Consider the following 19,033-nt stretch of genomic DNA (forward strand, 5'->3'; position numbering starts at 1 on the left):
TAACACGTGTAATATTCAGGGCTACACAAATTAAACATAATGAATAAAACATAACAATAGTGTATGTATAAATATATTCATCGAATGAAAAGCATATTTACTACAATAATGATATTCTTGACCCTGCATTTAATGGGGCAGCAAAGTGAATTGGTAATTATTCCACAGCCTTCAAGTATCAACGTTAATGATGGCTATTACTCGCTTTCAGAATACAGCACAATTGCAACACAGTCAGACGTTGATTTATCGTTTGAGGTGGCGAATTTGAACAAGCAGATAAAATGGGTCATCGGGACAAATTTAAAGTTAGTCAAAAATGAGACAGAAGCAGAAAATCAGATTGTACTGAAATGCACACAAGGAAATGGTGATTCAGAAGGCTATTCTCTTTCAATTGGTGATAAACAGATAATTATTTCAGCTATTGACCGTACTGGCTTATTTTATGGCATTCAAACTTTATCGCAGATTATAGACAATGCAGACGATGGTCATAAAACGGTTCGGATTCCTTGCGTTAAAATAGATGATAAGCCGAGATTTAAGTACCGTGCCTTGATGCTTGACCCGGCTCGTCATTTTTTACCTGTTGATGATGTGAAGAAATACATCGATGTAATGGCCATGTATAAGTTCAACCACCTGCACCTTCACCTTTCTGATGACCAGGGATGGCGTGTTGAAATTAAAAAATATCCAAAGCTGACAGAAATTGGTTCATTCCGTCCGCAAACAGAAGGAGATGGAATACCTCATTCAGGGTTTTACAAGCAGGAAGAATTGAAGGAGTTGGTTGCTTATGCAAAGGATAGAAAGATTACCATAATTCCTGAAATAGACGTGCCGGGTCATAATTTGGCCGCGGTGGCTGCGTATCCGGAACTGACCTGTTTTGAGGGAGAATATAAAGTAATGACTGTTCCCGGGGTTTCAAAAGATTTGCTTTGTGGTGGAAATGAGCAGGTTTTTGAATTTTTAGATGATGTATTTGGTGAACTGTCCGAAATATTCCCTTCCGATAAGTTCCATATAGGAGGCGATGAAGCTCCACTTGACCATTGGAAAGAGTGTCCAAAATGTAAGATGAAGATGAAGGAACTGGCTATTTCGAAACCTCAGGAATTAATGAGTTACTTCTTCGAAAGGGTGAATGAAATATTTGCAAAATACAATAAAAAGCCACTGATTTGGTATGAGCTGGATGTTCCCGGATATCCCCAAAACAGTACCATGTACTCATGGCGGTTAGGGCTTTCGGATGAGGTAATCAGAAAATCCCGCGAGTTGGGTTATGAATTGATTTGTAGTCCGGGAGAACATGCCTATTTCGATTATCCGCAATGGAAAGGGGAAGAAACCTGTAATTGGATGCCTATACTCAATCTTGAAAAAGTTTATGCGTTTGACCCCGGCTATGGATTGGAAGAAGCAAAACAAGCTCACATTATTGGAGTGGAAGCTACCTTATGGGGAGAATATGTTAAAAATATAGACCGTGCTTTTTATATGACCTGGCCAAGGGCTTTTGCACTGGTCGAAGCCGGTTGGTCGGAAATGGAAAACAGGAGTTGGGAATCCTTTCAAAAGAGGCTTTATCCACAGCTGGAACGATTTAAAAAAATGGGAGTTAATTTTAGGTTCCCGTCAGAATTGAAAATACCATTTAAACAGTAATATTTCAGAAATGTTAAAATCTTCAGTTTTTATCTTGTTTGTACTGCTTTGTTTCTGCTCAATAGCTCAACCCATTAATGACTGGGAAAATCCAGCAGTAACTGGTATTAACAAAGAACCTGTTACTGCATCATTTTCATCATATTCAAATTTTAATGATGCTATCGGTTTTCTTCAGCCAGATACGGAGATATCGCTAAATGGAAAATGGAAATATAATTGGGTAGCAAATCCTGAAGAAAGGCCGCATGATTTTTATAAATCTGATTTTGATATTTCAGGCTGGGATGAAATACAGGTTCCAGGTAATTGGCAGATGCAAGGGTACGGAATCCCAATCTATACAAACATTAAATATCCTTTTAAACGGGAGCAACCTAAAGTTACACTGGAACCACCGGAAGAATATACTGGTTTCAAGCTGAGAAACCCGGTGGGAAGTTATAAACGCAAATTTGCAGTTTCACAGGAATGGAACGGAAAAGAGTTATTCATTCGGTTTGATGGCGTTAAGTCTGCTTTTTATTTATGGATTAATGGTAAAAAGGTTGGCTATAGTCAGGGAAGTATGATCCCGGCAACTTTCAATGTTACAGAATTTGTAAAAACCGGAGAGAACGACCTGGCCGTTGAAGTGTATCGGTGGTCAGACGGTAGTTACCTCGAATGTCAGGATATGTGGCGGCTGAGTGGTATATACCGCGATGTTACCCTGGTGGCCAGAAACAGAACACATATCCGCGATTTTAAGATTACAACTGATTTTGATGAAAATTATGAGGATGCAGAGTTAGCAATTGATGTAAAGCTTAAAAATGCATCGAATGAAATTGCAAAAGGCTTAAAGGTACAGGCAACAGTTTTCGATGCCAATAAAAATATAATTCAGCAAAGCAATACCATTTTGCAAGCACAGCTACCTGAACTTTCTTCGGAAGAGGAGAAAGATATGAGACTGAAAATGTTGGTAAAAAAACCACTTCACTGGAATGCTGAAACACCAAACTTATATACCGTCTTGTTTCAGTTAAAAGATTTACATGGAAATGTAATTGAAAATATTCCGTGGAAGTTTGGTTTCAGGGAAGTTGAAATAGACGGGAACCTATTTAAAATTAACGGACAATTGGTAAAGCTAAAAGGTGTTAACCGCCACGAACACCACCCACGGACCGGACGATATGTTGACAACGAAACCATGCTTGCCGATATAAAATTGTTAAAGCAATGCAACATTAATTTTGTACGCACCAGCCACTATCCTAATCGCATACAATGGTATAAACTCTGTGATGAATATGGTATTTATCTGATGGACGAAGCCAACCAGGAGTCGCATGGCTACAACATCGGGAATAAAATTTTAGGTGATAATCCCGAATGGAAAAAAGCCCATGTTGACCGAGCTGTTTCAATGGTTGAACGTGATAAAAACCACCCAAGTGTAATAATCTGGTCGTTGGGCAATGAAGGAGGTCGTGGACAAAATATGAAAGCTATGGCTGAAAGTATCCGCCAAATTATTTCCAATGCCGTGGTATTTTGCGACAGCGATATGGATGCTTCCGATATGTACGACTTTTCATACATCCATCCTGATAAGGTACGAACAATGGTTGAAGACCATCTCGACCGTCCAATAATTATGCGCGAATATGCCCACGCCATGGGAAATTCTCTTGGTAATTTAAAAGAATACTGGGATGTAATTTACGATTTTGACCGCTTTGCCGGAGGCGCAATTTGGGACTGGGTTGATCAGGGAATTGCGAAACCAATTGATGGTTCGCCTTTAAAATATCCTGAAAACCCGCAACAGTTGGAATTGAATGATAATGAATTTTTTGCCACTGGAGGCGATTTTGGGGATTCGCCAAATGATGCAGAATTTTGCATAAACGGGTTAATTTCACCCGACCGTAAACCTAATCCGCATTATTACGAGGCGCAAAAAATCCATCAATCAATAAAGTTTGAATGGCCTGATGCCGAAAAACCGTCCGTGATAATTACAAACCTATATGATTTTATTAATCTGAATGAGTTTAATTTTGAATGGGAACTTGCCTTAAACGGGAAGGAAATCTCGAAAGGAAAATTAGGATATTTAAATGTTACGCCTGATAAATCAATTATAAAGGACATAGACTTACCGGAACTGAATAATGAAAAAGGCGAATACACGCTAAACATTTTTGCATGCTTAGCAAAAAAGGTTGCTTGGGCAGAACAAGGTTTTGTGGTCGCCAAAGAACAATTTATTTTAAGCGAATATATTACTCCCAAATTGGTGGGAAATGAACATATATTAAAGCTTTCGCAACATGATAAATTAATTGAAATAAAAGGCGAGAACGTTAAAGTAAGCATTGATTCGCAAAATGGTGCTTTAACGGGGTACGTCTTCAATAACAAAGAGTATATAGTTAAGCCGCTTGAACCCTATTTTTGGAAGCCACCCAACGATAATCAGGAAAAGAACAATTATGTGCTTCGCTTGGGCGATTGGAAGGAAGCTGCTCGAAATAGGAAAGTTTTAAAGGTGAATATAGTTGAGGATAAAGAAGACAATCAAGTTGTTGTAACGTTTGCAATTCAACTGGATAAAATTGAAGCCAACTATGATTTAATATATACGGTTTCAGCAAGTGGGGAACTGCAGGTAAACTGCGATTATAATCCAACAGGCAATTCAAACCAGCTAATGCCAAAGTTTGGGTTTCGCATGGCAATCCCAAAACATTATTCCCGGATAGAATGGTACGGAAGAGGGCCGCAGGAGAATTATCCCGACCGGAAGAATGGGGCATTGTTAGGGCTGTATAAATCAGCATTGGATGATTTTATAACACCATACATTTCTCCGCAAGACAATAGCAATCGCTGCGACACACGCTTTGCTCAGTTTACAAGCGAATCGGGAGAAGGAATTAGAATAAATGGCATAAAGCCCTTTTCATTCCGGGCATGGCCATACCTTGAAAGTGATTTGGAAGCAGCTAAACACAACTATGAAATATCCCGTCGTGATTTCATTAACATCAATATTGACTATAAAATTCATGGAGTTGGAGGTGACGATTCATGGGGGGCACGAACACATGAAAAATATACGATTGATGGCAATAAACCTTATGCGTTTGGATTTATTTTGAAACCATCGGAAAATTAATCGCTAAACAATTTACATATATGAAAAACGATACATTTAGATTGATTTTGTTCTTTTCAATAGCATCAATGTTCTCTTGCTCATCCAAAAGAACAAAAGATAAACATCTGGAGCTATGGTACGATAAACCGGCTAATGAATGGATGACCGAAGCTTTGCCTTTTGGAAATGGTTACATGGGGGCTATGTTTTTTGGTGGAGTTGAAAAAGAACAGATTCAGTTTACGGAAGGTACACTATGGAGCGGTGGCCCGCGCTCTAATACGGATTATAATTATGGCAATCGGCCTGAAGCCTGGAAAAACCTTGCAAAAGTACGAAGTTTACTTGATGAAGGAAAAACAAACGAAGCGCACGGGTTGGCCAGCCGGGAACTAACAGGCGTAATTCATAAAAAGAAAGAGGGGGCCATGTTTGGTGATTATGGCGCCCAGCAAACGATGGGCGATCTTTTTGTTGAGATTAAACATACAGGCACGCCGGTCAATTACAAACGTGAACTTGATTTGACCAGCGGAGAAGGACGAGTTTCATATGAAATGGATGGAGAAAGCTACTCCCGGACTTATTTAGGCAGCTATCCCGCAAAAGCCATGGCCTATCGTTTCGAGAGTTCTGCGAAAACAAATTACTCAATTGCGTATAGTTCACCCCACAAAAAGAATAAGGAAGCTTTTTTCAACTCTGTCTATTCTTTTCAAGGTGAAGTTGAAGATAACAGAATGCAGTTTGAAACTTGTTTAAAGGTTGATACCGATGGGGATGTGATTTTTGAAAATGAAAAAATAAATGTATCTGGGGCCAGATACCTGAACCTTTATCATGTAGCTGCAACAGATTATACCTTGCAATTCCCGGAATACACAGGGAACGATTTTCTGGCCAACAATAAAATCGCTTTACAGAAGTTGGAGCAAAAGTCTTTTGATGAAATAAGAACAATACACCAGAAAGATTATAAAAATTTATTTGAACGTGTTGAGTTGAATCTGGGAGAAAACTCCCGCGACAATATTCCTGCCGATCGGCGTTTAACAGAATATGCTAACGGAATGCCCGATCCAGGGTTGGAACAAATTTATTTTCAGTACAGCCGTTATCTCATGATAGCCGCCTCGCGCCCAGGAACCATGCCTTTAAATTTACAGGGAAAATGGAACAACAGCACCAATCCACCCTGGGCCTGCGATTACCACATGAACATTAACCAGCAAATGTTGTACTGGCCTGCAGAGGTTGCCAATTTAGACGAGTGCCACCTTCCGCTATTTGATTATATGGAAAGTTTAGTTGAACCCGGGAAAATTTCTGCAAAGGAATTTTTTAATTCACGTGGCTGGATTGTCAATACAATGAATAACCCATTTGGCTTTACAGCACCGGGGTGGGGATTTCCATGGGGATTTTTCCCCGGTGGTGCAGCCTGGTTGTGCCAGCACGTTTGGGAACACTACGATTTTACACGTGATAAACAGTTTTTGGAAGAAACTGGATTTCCGCTAATGAAAGAAGCCGCTCTCTTTTGGCTAGACTATCTGGTTGAAGATGAAAACGGATATTTGGTATCGTCACCATCTTATTCGCCCGAACACGGTGGAATATCGCTTGGAGCATCAATGGATCATCAAATAGCATGGGATTTATTAAACAATTGCATTGAAGCTTGTAATGTTTTAGGTATTGACGATGAATTTAAACGACAGGCAATAAAAGTAAGAGATAAGATTTTACCGCCAACTATTGGAAGCTGGGGACAGTTGCAAGAGTGGAAAAAGGATGTTGACGACCCAAATAACAAGCATCGGCATGTTTCACATTTGTACGCTCTTCATCCCGGGAAACAAATTACAACCAAAAACACACCTGACCTGTCAGAGGCTGCAAAAGTGAGTCTGAATGCTCGTGGCGATAGTGGAACTGGCTGGTCGCTGGCCTGGAAAGTGAATTTTTGGGCAAGATTAAAAGATGGCGATCGTGCTTATAAACTGTTTAAACGTTTACTACGTCCGACCGGGCAAAAGGGAACAGATATGATGAGCGGGGGCGGTAGCTATTCAAACCTGCTTTGTGCTCATCCCCCGTTTCAGTTAGATGGGAATATGGGTGGGTGTGCTGGAATTGCTGAGATGCTTTTGCAGTCGCACACTGGAACTTTAGAATTGCTCCCTGCCTTACCAACTGCATGGAAAAATGGCCATGTTAAAGGATTGAAAGCACGTGGCGGTTTTATAGTAGATATGGACTGGAGGGATGGAGTATTGGTTTGGGCAAAAATAACAGGGAATCCAGGAGTAATGTCTAAGTATAGGCTTGAGAACGATGTCGTAGAATTTGAGATCCCTGAAAATGGAAATATTATTATTAATTAAATAGTACTAGCAATAATGAGACTGACAATTCGATTAGTTCTGTTAGCCATTGCATTAAATGCAGGCTCTTTCTTACAGGCTCAAAATAAAGTTCTAATAATTGGTATTGATGGCTGTCGACCTGATGGTTTTCTGGCTGCAAAGACTCCTAATTTAGATAAGATATGGGAAAACGGAGCTTATTCCTTTTCTGCCCAAACAGATCCTATCAGTAGCAGTGGAATATGTTGGACTGCAATGTTAACAGGTGTCTGGCATGAAAAACATAATGTGCTTACTAACGAGTATAAGGATCCAAATATAGGGGAGTATCCGCATTTTTATCGTAGAGTGAAAGAGCAGAAACCGGATTTGAAGCTTTATTCAATTGTTAATTGGTCTCCAATCCATAAAATACTACAGAAAGGAGATGCTGATATTGTTAATTACCTTTTGTCGGATGAGAAAGTAACGCAAAGAGTAGTCGATTTACTTCAAAATGATAATCCTGATGCTGTATTTGTTCAATTGGATGAGGTAGACGGAGCAGGACATAGGTACGATTATGTTCCCGAAAGTTCAGAATATTTGAAAGCGATAGAAAAAGCTGATGAGTTAGTTGGAAGCATGATAACGGCCATTAAGAGAAGAGAACTTATAAAAAAAGAGAATTGGCTGATCTTGGTGTCAACAGATCATGGAGGAAGTAAAAAGGGACACGGAAAGGATATTCCTGAGCATACAACAATTTTCTTTATTGCAAATGGGAACGATGTCCAAAAAGGTAAGATCAAACAACAAGTAAATGTAGTTGATGTTGCAGTGACAGCGTTAGAACATTTAGGGATTGAGAGCGAAGAAGATTGGAACTTGGATGGGAAGGTAATTGGTATCAGGTAATAGCAGATTTACAAGTGTCGAATCTTATGCAAAAAAGATTATTGGATTTAGTTGAATAAAAAATAACTGTCTATCAAATAGACAAATCTGCTGTAAAATAATGACAAATGAAGAACACATTACAAAATATGCATGGGGAAAGATTTGAGAGAGAGTTCAATGGAGAGCTATTTAAAATAAATAAATTAGAACAAATAAAAGCTTTATTGTTATGTTTATGTGTCACGTTCTTAAATATTTCTTGTTTAAGAGAACCGAATGTTAAAACTAATCGTGCAGGAATTTGGTTTGATAGTCCCGCTCAAAACTGGAACGAAGCCATCCCTATTGGTAACGGAACCCTTGGCGGGATGGTGTATGGTGGAGTAGAATCGGATACTATAAAAATTAATGAAGAAACACTTTGGTCGGGCGGTCCGCGCGATTTACAGAATTACGAAGCCATTAAACATTTGCCTAAGATTCGTCAGTTACTCAATGACGATAAAACCAAAGAGGCAGAAAGATTGATTAACTCAACAATGCTTGGCGAATACAATGAATGTTACATGCCCATGGGCGATTTGGTAATAAACACAAATTCACAAGAAAAAGCAGAAAATTATATTCGTCAACTTGATTTAGAAACAGGTTTGGTAAATATTAACTATTCGATTGGTGGCGTTCAGTACAAAAAGGAAGTATTTTCTTCTTACCCTGACAAAGTAATTGTTGTTAAATTCACATCCAGCAAAAAAGGACAACTGAATTTCTCTACATCACTAACAAGTTTGTTAAACCATCAGGTAAGTGTTGATGGCAATCAGGTAATTTTAAAGGGAAATGCACCCAAACACGCTTACCCTCATTATCTTGGTGAAAAGCCACCGGTGTACGAAGAAGGACATGGAATGCGTTTCCAAATGAATTTACTGGTTCGTAACAAAGGAGGGCAGGTTAATAAAAATAACAAGGAATTAGTAGTGGAAAATGCTGATGAAGTTGATTTGATTTTAACGGCAGCCACAAGCTTTAATGGTTTCGACAAAAACTCGGTTACCCAAGGGAAAGATTACGAATCGATTTCAAATCAAAAAATTTCAGAATTGCGGAATGTGGATTATGCTGAACTTAAGGAGAATCATATCAGCGATTATTCTGAATTGTATAGTAGGGTAAAACTTAATTTGGGTGAAAGTGAGGCCGCAAACCTACCCATAAATCAACGCATTAAAAAATACAAACCAGGAACCGACCCTGGCTTAACTACTCTATATTTTAATTTTGGACGTTACTTGTTAATTTCCAGCTCCAGACAGGCAAAACATGCTCAGCCTGCACATTTACAGGGAATATGGAGTAGATTGTTAAAACCTGCATGGAGTGCAAACTGGACACTTAATTGTAATGCCCAAATTAATTACTGGGGCGTAGAAATTACCAACCTCTCAGAACTTCACTTACCATTAATTGAGCTTACTAAAGAGCTTACGGTTGATGGTGCACGTACAGCTAAAAATATGTATGGCGCAGGTGGTTGGATTGCACATCATAATGCCGATATCTGGCGAACAACCTCACCAGTTGGCGGAAACGGATTATGGGCTATCTACCAAGTGGGTAGTGCCTGGCTTTGTCACCATCTTTGGGAACATTATGAATTTACGCTTGATAAGAAATACCTAACAGAAGTGTATCCCGTATTAAAAGGGGCAGCTATGTTTTATATGGATAATTTGCAACGAGACCAAGATGGCTTTTGGGTTACTAATCCTTCGGAATCTTTTGAAAACCATTTCCGGAAACCTGATGGTACAATAGGATGGGCTTGTGTTGGTGCAACTCAAGACATGCAAATTATTCGAGATCTTTTTCAGAATTGTAGACAGGCTATTAGAGTACTTGAGAATGACTCTGAATTTGATGTGAAATTGGAAGGTTATTTAAAGGAATTACTGCCTATGAGAATAAGCCCGACTACCGGACGCTTGCAAGAATGGAAAGACGATTGGGAATCAGCATATGCAAATAGTGGGCAGTTAGCTCATGGTTGGGGGCTGGCAGTGGGAAGCCAGATTACACCACGTGGAACACCCGAATTGGCAGAAGCGTTTATTAAAACACTGGAACACCGAAAACCATGGGAACAAAATGAATGTGGAAGCTGGACTGGCAGTTTTGCCGCAAAGTTTTGGGCACGATTAGAAAACGGAGAAATGCTTCAAAAAGTTTTTGATAACCATTTTAGCTGGGCTGTGTTTCCAAACCTGACCTCTAATTTTCGTGGTTTATGGGAAATTGATGGAAATCTTGGGATTATGGCATCTATTGCCGAAATGTTGTTACAAAGCCATTCTGGAGAAATTGTTTTATTGCCAGCATTGCCAAGAAAATATCCAACAGGAGAAGTAAAGGGATTATGTGCTCGAAATGGATTTGAAGTGGATATAAAATGGGAGGATAATGAGCTAACGAAAGCTGTTATTTTTTCAAAGCAAGGAGAAAACTGCAAGGTGAGGTATAAGGAAAAGATTATTGAATTAGATATTAAAAAAGGTGGAAGCCACAGCCTATTTCTAGATGATTATAAATAATGAGAGATGAAATCACGTAAGGCGATTGGAATAATATTAATTTTTGTGTCTCAATGTTTCTGGTTATTAGCCCAACCTAAAACCATCGATCTTTCCGGTAATTGGCAATTTGCACTCGATTCGTTAGGATTGGGAGAAAAAGAGGACTGGTTTAACAAGAACCTTCCATTGCAAATAAAACTCCCCGGAACTACAGACGAAGCTCAACTGGGTGAGAAGCATATTAATAGTACAAACTTATATACCGGAGACCCTGAAATCTGGCAACTGGCACGAAAATACAGGTATATTGGGAAAGCTTGGTACCAAAAAAATATTGAGGTACCAGGCGATTGGGAAGGTGAAAATATCACGCTATTCTTGGAGAGGTGCATGTGGCAAACCAAAGTTTGGGTGAATGGCAGATTTGTGGGTGAAAACCACAGTCTGAATACAGCTCATAAGTTTGAAATAGGAAGCGATTTAAAAACCGGACAAAACACGATTTCATTGCTTGTTGACAATTCACCATATGTACATTTGGGTTCCTGGAGCCATGGTTATTCGCCTGGCATGCAAACTATCTGGAACGGTGTTGTGGGAGAAATAAAACTGATAGCAAAGGATAAGACGTACTTAAAAGATATCCAACTATATCCTTCGTTTAAAAAGCAAGAGTTAAGTATAAAAGGGAAAGTGATAAATACGGGTGACAAATATTTAAAAGGAAATCTGGAGTTTACCATAACAGACAAAGACAGCAATGTAATCCTTTTGCAGGACATGGATTATATTGTGGATAAAGGCAATCAGTATTTTGAAACAATAATTACGCTCAATGAAAAACTGTTGCCATGGGATGAATTTCAGCCTAATCTTTACACCCTTGAGGTAAAGTTGAATTTTGAAGGCAGTAGCGATACAGAGCAAATTCGTTTTGGGCTTCGCGATATTGAAGCTGTTAATGGACGTTTTGTGGTAAATGGGAACAAAATCTTTATGCGTGGGCAGCATGACGGAGGCAGTTCGCCCTTAACCGGATATGCACCTATGGATAAAGCAGAGTGGCTAAGGATTTTTAAAATAGGGAAGGCACATGGATTAAACCACTGGCGTTTTCACTCGTGGTGCCCCCCAAAAGCAGCCTTCGAGGCGGCCGATGAACTCGGCATTTACCTGCAACCTGAGCTAACACTATTTTCACAGGACTGGGAAGGGACATTGGTAGGAACAGATGATGAAAGGGATGCTTTTCTTTTTGAAGAATTAAAGAAATTACTTGAGACCTACGGAAACCATCCTTCTTTTGTTTTTATGTGTATGGGAAATGAATTGCGGGGTGACCCCAAAGTACTGGAAAAGTGGGTGGCCTGGGGTAAAAACCATGACCCAAGGCATTTGTATGCCAGTAATGCCAACCTGGAAGCAATGGGTCTTTACGAAAGGCTTGCAGGAGATGATTACCAGGTTGCCCACGGCGGAAAAAACAAGGGAAAACGCGTGGAACGAAGGATGCATAATTATTTTAATACAGAGTTGCCGAATACACAAAAGGATTTTAGCCACACATTACAGCCTCCATTTAACCAGTGGCCCATCATTAGCCACGAGGTAGGACAGTGGCTGGTCTATCCCGATTTTTCAGAAATTGAAAAATATACAGGCGTCTGGGCTCCACGGAATATGGAAGTTTTGCGTAGCCGCTTGCAACAAAAAGGAATGTTGGAGCAAGCCAACGAATTCTTGATGGCTTCCGGAAAATTATCGGCATTATTGTACCGCGAAGAAATGGAACGCTTGCTCCGGACTCCCGGGATGGGAGGTTATCAATTACTCGATTTACGTGATTACCAGGCGCAGGGAAGTGCATTGATTGGGATGTTGAATGCATTTTGGGAGCCAAAAGGTTTTATTTCAGCCGATGAATTCAAACAATCGAACAACAAGCTCACTTTGCTTTTGAAAATGCCAAAACGTACCTGGCTGAACAATGAAACATTTGATGCAGAATTGGTAGTTTCAAATTACAGCAATTCAGTATTAAACGAATTGGATGTTGAATGGAAGGTCTTGGGTTCCGGCAAAGAATTATTTAAGGGGAAGCTGAATAAATCAATTGTTGAACAAGGTGAAGTTGTTTCAATAGGAAACGTTTTATTTCCTTTAAATGATATCAGAAAAGCTGCCAAACTGGAGGTCAGGCTTGCTGCTCCCGGCTTGCAAATTGAAAATAACTACGACATTTGGGTTTATCCGGAAAACATAGAAGAGGACAATCAAAAAGAAATTGTAATTGCGGCAGAGGCAAGTCCTGAATTACTTGATGAAATTGAGACCGGGGCAACAGTCTTACTTGTGCCGGACAAAGGTTTTGATGCTGAACGGACCCAATTTACTACTCCCTTTTGGTCAACTATTTTGTTTAACTATCAGGTAAAAACCATGGGGCTTCTATGTAATCCCAATCATCCTGTTTTTGCTGATTTCCCAACTGACTTTCATACCAATTGGCAGTGGTGGGAATTATGCAAAGATGCCTCTGCGGTCCGGTTGAACCAAACCGCCAAAGGTTATCAGCCAATTCTTCAGGTAATCGACCATGCAGAGCGCAATGACAAGTTAGGTGCAATTGTTGAAACAAAAATTGGCAAAGGCAAACTATTGGTTTCCACATTCGATATTTTATCTGATTTAGATGAACGACCGGTTGCACGCCAGTTAAAGCACAGTATCCTGAATTATATGAATTCACCTGAATTTAATCCTTCCGAAGCAAAAGGTATTAAGGAAGCCTTTTTTGATGGTGAAGATAAATCGATGGTGAGGTACAAGAAAATAACGGCTACTAACGAAAACTCTGAATCGCCCATTATTTATGCTTTCGATGGTGATGAAAAAACTTTTTGGCAAACAATCAAAAAGGATGGTGAAAAAATTATTATTGAGATTGAATTGCAGGAACCAAGATACATTAAAGGATGTGAATTTTTAATCAATGAGAATCTTAACCCTGGGAAATTTGAAATTTATGTTTTCAATGATAAACAGGATATAGGTGATGTTGTAGTTGCCGGCAATGGAGCCTTAAAATCAACGTTCCAGGCGAAAAGTTGGGATAATGGTTTTACCATTCAGGAAGGGAAGGAAGGTGGGCTTATCCGGATCGAAATGGATCCGGGCACGAGCAGCGGAATGCTGAGTTTGAAAGAATTAAATTGGATTTTAGGCGATTAGTAAACAGATATAATTTAAAAATATAATGATGAAAGAAAAAAAAACAACGGGGTTAAAACAATTGGTTTTATTGGCATTAGTCCTTTTTATTCAGATAGGAAGTTTTGCCCAGAAAAATTTCAATGGCACAATAACAAACCAGCCGGCTACCCGCTGGGAAGAAGCCATGGTAACAGGTAACGGGGTGATGGGGGCTATGATGTACGGTGATCCGTACCAAGAGACCATTGTTATTAACCATTGTGAACTGTTTCTTACGCTTGGTACAAAAGAGTTTGTAAAAGACCTTTCAGCTTCAATGCCCGAAATAAAAAAGGCCGCCCTGCAAGCTGGCAAAAATGGGCCTTCGGTTGCACACCAAATGATGCTGGAAACGGCCAATCAAAAAATTTCATGGACTGACCCCTTCCATCCGGCTTTTACATTTCACATTGAACAGTTCGGGGATTATGGTGAAGTGAAAAACTATCAATTGACCGAGAATTTTGAAACAGGAGAGCTAAAAGCATCCTGGGACAACGAAGCAGGACACTGGGAGCGGAAAATGTTTATTTCCCGCCCCGATAATGTGGTGGTAATGGAATTAACCGGTCCCAAAGGGAAAGTAGATGGTAATTTTTCAATGAAAATGGAACATGAGTTGATTGATGTTGAAATGACAGCAACGGATACCGAGATAAAGGCACATGCTACCTATGTAAAAGGGAAAGGGGGGTACGACAACCTTGTCCGTTTTATTCCAACAGGGGGAAACGTTACGGCTAAGAACAATGAAATAAAAGTTAATGCCGCAGATAAGGTGTTAATTGTCATGCAGGTAGAACCATGGCGTGCACCACTTCCGGAGTCGCAAAGTGAAGTTTGGGCTTTTTCACCAAAGCATCCCGATTTTGTGAATGGATATCCTGAAAACAAGTTGGCTGACATGGAAGCGTATTTGGATGAATTGGCCATGGATTACAAGAGGTTGTTAAAACCACATGCAAAAGCACATGGCGAATTGTTCTCGCGGGTGAAATTAAATTTAGGTGAAACGCAATCTACATCTCAAGAGATGCTAAACTCGGCAGCTGAGAATGGGACAATAACACCGGCTTTGACACAAAAGCTATACGATGCATGCCGGTATTTAATTATTTGTAGCACCGGCAAAAATCCGGCAAACCTGCAGGGGATTTGGACCGGTACCTGGAAGCCAGAGTGGAGTGGGGACTATACCCTCGATTCAAATATTCAACTCGAAATTCAATCCATAATGAGTTGCAATATGCCCGAACTGATGGAAGGTTACTTCAAGTTAATTGAGTCATGGTTGGTGGATAGCCGTTTAAACGCCCAAAAATTATTTGGCTGCCGAGGAATTGTTTCCAATCCAAGGGCTTCAAACACAAACTTGTTCTTGCATTGGGGACGATGGCCCGGCGAACAATCGATTGGTACAATGGGCTGGATGCTGCACTTTTTTTATGATTATTATCGCTTTACCGGAGATAAGGATTTTCTGAAAGAAAGAGTGGTGCCTTTACTTAAAGAAAATGCATTATTCTACGAGGATTTGCTAAAAGGTACAGAAGACGAAAATGGGAAATATACCTTTTGGATTTCATATTCGCCTGAGCAGGATCATTTGCTTTATGCTAACTCTACCTTCGATATTTCGGTATTAAAATCTGTTTTGAGTAACCTTGTCGAATCTTGTGAGCTACTTAACATTGAAAACAACAACTTGCCGAAATGGAAAGCAATGTTGAAGAAACTGCCGGATTACCAAATCAATGAAAAAGGGGAATTGCAGGAGTGGGCTTACGAAGGTACAACGGAGAATTACAACCAACGTCACCATTCTCACTTATTGCCACTTTATCAGTTTTGTGAATTTGACAAAGAAAGTGACCCTGTTTTATGGGCAGCTTCTGAAAAAGCCTTTGAAGGAAAGAAAAAAGGATTTCTAAATAATTGGAAAAACCCGGATAGTAATCACATCACCCATGGAATTATTAATCAGGCACAATGTGCAGCACGTTTAGGGCGGGCTGATGTTGTTCACGAAGTACTATCAAGACTTGTTGCGAAAAAATATGTATTTCCGAGTTTTATGATTTCCTACTGGCCGGATAACAAAGGTTATGGGTTTGATCCCGTCGGTACAATTCCTGATGTGATCAATAATTCTTTGATATTTGCCTGGGATGGAAAATTAGATGTTTTACCAGCATTGCCTAAAGAGTGGGAAAAAGGTTCTCTTGAAAATGTGCTTTTACGTGGACAAATGCAGGTTGAGGAACTTGTCTGGGATGTAAACAAAGGAAAAGTAAGTTTGAATATTAAATCCGAAATTAAACAGGAAATTGAGGTTCGTTTGCCTGAATGCCTGAACTTCAATAACATTGAAATAAATGGGAAACAATACACTTTAGGCTCAGAAAAGCTTATTGTAAAACTATAGCTTGTTTACTTACGGTTTGTTTAAATAATTAATACATTTAGACAATGAAATGCATTTTGATTTTCATCTTGTTACTTGCAATATATGAGATAAATAATCTTAAAGTGCAATTAGAAAAGAACTTTACGGAACGAGGCATTGCACCCTTCTTGTGAGTAAAAGAAAGTTAGTGGAACAAATTGTATTGAAGCAGTTTCAAAGTAAATAGATCTTTTAATGCATGTTTAGGATTAAAATAATATCGAGAGCTTAGTATTTTAGAAAGTAGGATTTGTGCATTTCTTGAGCTGATTTGTGTGATGTATTAAAAGAAAATGCATCATATCATTGTATGGGAATATATCTAACGATTAGCGTCGAAAAATAGTGATCGAAATAAATTATGATAATATCAATGTCGTTTGTTATTCTTTCTTGCCAATTTTTCTGAGTAAACTAGTCTCAAGGCCAAAAATGACCCTTATTGAATTAAGACTTTGGTGATTGTTTAGTAATGGAGTTTGTTTTCTGGAATACTCATTGAAGGACGGAGTTGCTTCATTAACTAAATAATATAGTATGGAAAAAACTAAAATAGCCTTTAATTTTTTTATTATGCTTTTTGTAGGTGTGGTGTTTTTTGCTGCATACTTCACAGCACAGGTAAAATATACCGTTCCCGCCATAGAATGGTAAGAGCCGTTTGGAAATCATCGTGCAGAATTGCAAAACCTAGAGATATTGTTGCCCTTAATTTGTTATGGCGCAAGCATGATAAAAATCTAGAAGACAGGCAATTTATTATAGCGAATGCAGTTACCGGTGATACAATAACCAATATATACCGACATGAGGTAAATAACGAAAGATGTCGAATTGCTTTTGGGCCTATAACACAACCTGGGACTTATCATCTCTATCATTTGCCTTACACTCCGGAATACAAGGATTTTAGTGCAAGGAAATATTTGACAAAAGAAAAAGAACCAGAAAAAGAATGGCTTAACAGAACAGGATTAACAGGTGGAGAGCTACAACTTGATGATCTGCCAAAATGTAGTGTTGATGTTATTCAGGCTAGATCCGAATTTCACTTTTTTTATCCTATGGAGGTTCCTGCTTTGAAAGATGAAATTCAAAAATATGTCAGTAAATACGATGAACCCTATCTTGTGTTTCGGGAAGATCGTATCCGTCCAATTAAAATGTTGGATGCTTTGCCATTAATTTGGCTGCAAAGCCAACCGTCTTTAAGGTTCAGGGGAACGGACTGCAGAAATGAATATTATGCCTTACAGTCTGGTGTTTATGCTTCTAAGGTTTCGTTAAAAGATCTGAAAGTAAATTTTCTGAACTGGTAAATGATTCCGGTGATCGAATACCTGCATCTTCAATGACCTGTTTTAATAAACATGGGGTAGATATTGAGCGAAACCTTTTGTACTTACAGTTAATGTTGGAAAAGGGAAAGTTCAATCGCTATGGATTGGAATTGACATTTTGGAAGAAGCTATTCCGGGAAATTATAAAGGCATTTTTACAGTGGAAGCCGATGGTTTGAAGAGTAAACAGGTTGAAATTAATCTTGAAGTAGAGAATTCTATTTTGACTAACAGAGGTGATGGCGAAACATGCAGGCATTCAGGGGAAAGGTGGCTGAATTCAACAATAGGTATTTACGATGAACCGGTGACACCATGTACAAATATTTCTGTAAAGGAATGAAAATTGTCATGTCTTGCCCGGGATATAGAATTAAACCAGGCAGGATTACCAGAAAAAGTATTGGCATGGGAAAATGATGCACTGGATGGTGCAATTCAGTTTACCATCGAATCAAACAATAAGGTTCTTAATTTGGACTCTAAATCGTTTCAGTACACAAAAGGGAAAATGGAATTGTTGCCTGTGAAGCTATTTCAGAGAATGAAAGCCTTAGATTAACTTGTAAGGGGGCAATGGAATTTGACGGAAGGCTTAGTTACGATTGTATTGTTACAGCAAAAAAGAATATACACCTGCAAGACATCAGGTTGGAGATTCCGTATCGAAAAGATATTGCAGAATATATGATAGGTATGGGAAGAATGGAGGGCTATACTCCTGAATTTGGTAAATCGATATGGCGCAGGGAAGAAGAAAGTTTTTGGTTAGGAAATGCGAAAGGAAGTTTGCACTGTGAACTGTGCGGAGGTTCATATCATGGATCATTGCTGAATTTGTATCAACTTAATCACCCCAGGTCATGGTACAATGGGGTAAATGGCGGTTTTAGAATTGATACGAAAAATGAAACTGTTGAGGCAATGGCTTACAGCGGCTACCGGCCGATGCAAGAAGGAGAAGAAGTGACTAATAAGTTTGCTTTGATTGTTAGTCCTGCGGAACCATATAACCCGAACGATCAATGGAAATATAAATATGAACACAATCCCAAGCCACGCAAAGAGGTAGTAGTTAATGGCAGAAATATGATGAATGTGCATCATGCCAATAAGTACAACAGAGGAAATTGTAACTGCAAATACGAAGGGATTGATCAGCTTGGAGTTGCAAAAAGAAATCGAGTGTTTATAAAAAAAAATGATGAAAAAATAGCCATGATTTGTGGATATGCATAAGGAACCTGAATGTTTAGCCAAGTATCGAGACTGTAAAATAAGCTCTGTTTAATAATATTAATTTAGTGCCGATAGAGAAATTATGGAAAGCGTAGAATTTGAAG

Annotated in this window: 9 protein-coding genes and 1 pseudogene; all 10 read left to right on the top strand. The window is 39.1% G+C overall.

Annotation, left to right across the window (positions count from 1 at the left end; genetic code table 11):
- The first annotated feature begins 84 nt into the window (after window positions 1–84).
- The 10 genes and pseudogenes from Q1A18_RS05795 (at window position 85) to Q1A18_RS05840 (ending at window position 18,929) form a co-directional block, all read left to right on the top strand.
- Complete coding sequence (locus Q1A18_RS05795; RefSeq protein ID WP_299577982.1) at window positions 85–1,677, top strand: beta-N-acetylhexosaminidase; 1,593 nt, start codon at window positions 85–87, stop codon at window positions 1,675–1,677.
- Between the two features lie 10 nt (window positions 1,678–1,687).
- Window positions 1,688–4,849, top strand: a complete 3,162-nt coding sequence (locus Q1A18_RS05800; RefSeq protein ID WP_299577983.1) for a glycoside hydrolase family 2 TIM barrel-domain containing protein — start codon at window positions 1,688–1,690, stop codon at window positions 4,847–4,849.
- A 20-nt stretch (window positions 4,850–4,869) separates the two neighbouring features.
- Window positions 4,870–7,218, top strand: a complete 2,349-nt coding sequence (locus Q1A18_RS05805; protein ID WP_299577984.1) for a glycoside hydrolase N-terminal domain-containing protein — start codon at window positions 4,870–4,872, stop codon at window positions 7,216–7,218.
- A 15-nt stretch (window positions 7,219–7,233) separates the two neighbouring features.
- On the top strand, window positions 7,234–8,097 hold the full coding sequence (locus tag Q1A18_RS05810) for an alkaline phosphatase family protein (RefSeq protein ID WP_299577985.1): 864 nt from the start codon (window positions 7,234–7,236) through the stop codon (window positions 8,095–8,097).
- Window positions 8,098–8,204: 107 nt separating this feature from the next.
- A complete protein-coding gene (locus Q1A18_RS05815) occupies window positions 8,205–10,670 on the top strand; it encodes a glycoside hydrolase family 95 protein (RefSeq protein ID WP_299577986.1) in 2,466 nt (821 codons plus the stop codon).
- Between the two features lie 6 nt (window positions 10,671–10,676).
- The gene (locus Q1A18_RS05820) at window positions 10,677–13,883 is read left to right on the top strand and encodes a sugar-binding domain-containing protein (RefSeq protein ID WP_299577987.1); all 3,207 of its coding nucleotides are present in this window, start codon (window positions 10,677–10,679) and stop codon (window positions 13,881–13,883) included.
- Window positions 13,884–13,908: 25 nt separating this feature from the next.
- The gene (locus tag Q1A18_RS05825; protein ID WP_299577988.1) at window positions 13,909–16,329 is read left to right on the top strand and encodes a glycoside hydrolase N-terminal domain-containing protein; all 2,421 of its coding nucleotides are present in this window, start codon (window positions 13,909–13,911) and stop codon (window positions 16,327–16,329) included.
- Window positions 16,330–16,997: 668 nt separating this feature from the next.
- Window positions 16,998–17,669 (top strand): glycoside hydrolase domain-containing protein, encoded by a 672-nt coding sequence (locus Q1A18_RS05830; RefSeq protein ID WP_299577989.1) that lies wholly within the window; start codon window positions 16,998–17,000, stop codon window positions 17,667–17,669.
- A gap of 82 nt (window positions 17,670–17,751) precedes the next feature.
- Window positions 17,752–18,033: pseudogene (locus Q1A18_RS05835) on the top strand (glycoside hydrolase domain-containing protein); the annotation flags it as partial.
- A 143-nt stretch (window positions 18,034–18,176) separates the two neighbouring features.
- Window positions 18,177–18,929, top strand: coding sequence for a glycoside hydrolase domain-containing protein (locus Q1A18_RS05840; protein WP_299578138.1), 753 nt, complete (start codon window positions 18,177–18,179; stop codon window positions 18,927–18,929).
- Window positions 18,930–19,033 lie beyond the last annotated feature (104 nt).

The organism is uncultured Sunxiuqinia sp. (assembly GCF_947495665.1).
In the GTDB taxonomy this organism is placed as follows: domain Bacteria; phylum Bacteroidota; class Bacteroidia; order Bacteroidales; family Prolixibacteraceae; genus Sunxiuqinia; species Sunxiuqinia rutila.

Coding starts and splice junctions, on each gene's coding strand:
- Q1A18_RS05830 (WP_299577989.1), top strand. CDS start 16,998: ATGGTAAGAGCCGTTTGGAAATCATCGTGCAGAATTGCAAAACCTAGA.
- Q1A18_RS05825 (WP_299577988.1), top strand. CDS start 13,909: ATGATGAAAGAAAAAAAAACAACGGGGTTAAAACAATTGGTTTTATTG.
- Q1A18_RS05815 (WP_299577986.1), top strand. CDS start 8,205: ATGAAGAACACATTACAAAATATGCATGGGGAAAGATTTGAGAGAGAG.
- Q1A18_RS05820 (WP_299577987.1), top strand. CDS start 10,677: ATGAAATCACGTAAGGCGATTGGAATAATATTAATTTTTGTGTCTCAA.
- Q1A18_RS05800 (WP_299577983.1), top strand. CDS start 1,688: ATGTTAAAATCTTCAGTTTTTATCTTGTTTGTACTGCTTTGTTTCTGC.
- Q1A18_RS05795 (WP_299577982.1), top strand. CDS start 85: ATGAAAAGCATATTTACTACAATAATGATATTCTTGACCCTGCATTTA.
- Q1A18_RS05805 (WP_299577984.1), top strand. CDS start 4,870: ATGAAAAACGATACATTTAGATTGATTTTGTTCTTTTCAATAGCATCA.
- Q1A18_RS05810 (WP_299577985.1), top strand. CDS start 7,234: ATGAGACTGACAATTCGATTAGTTCTGTTAGCCATTGCATTAAATGCA.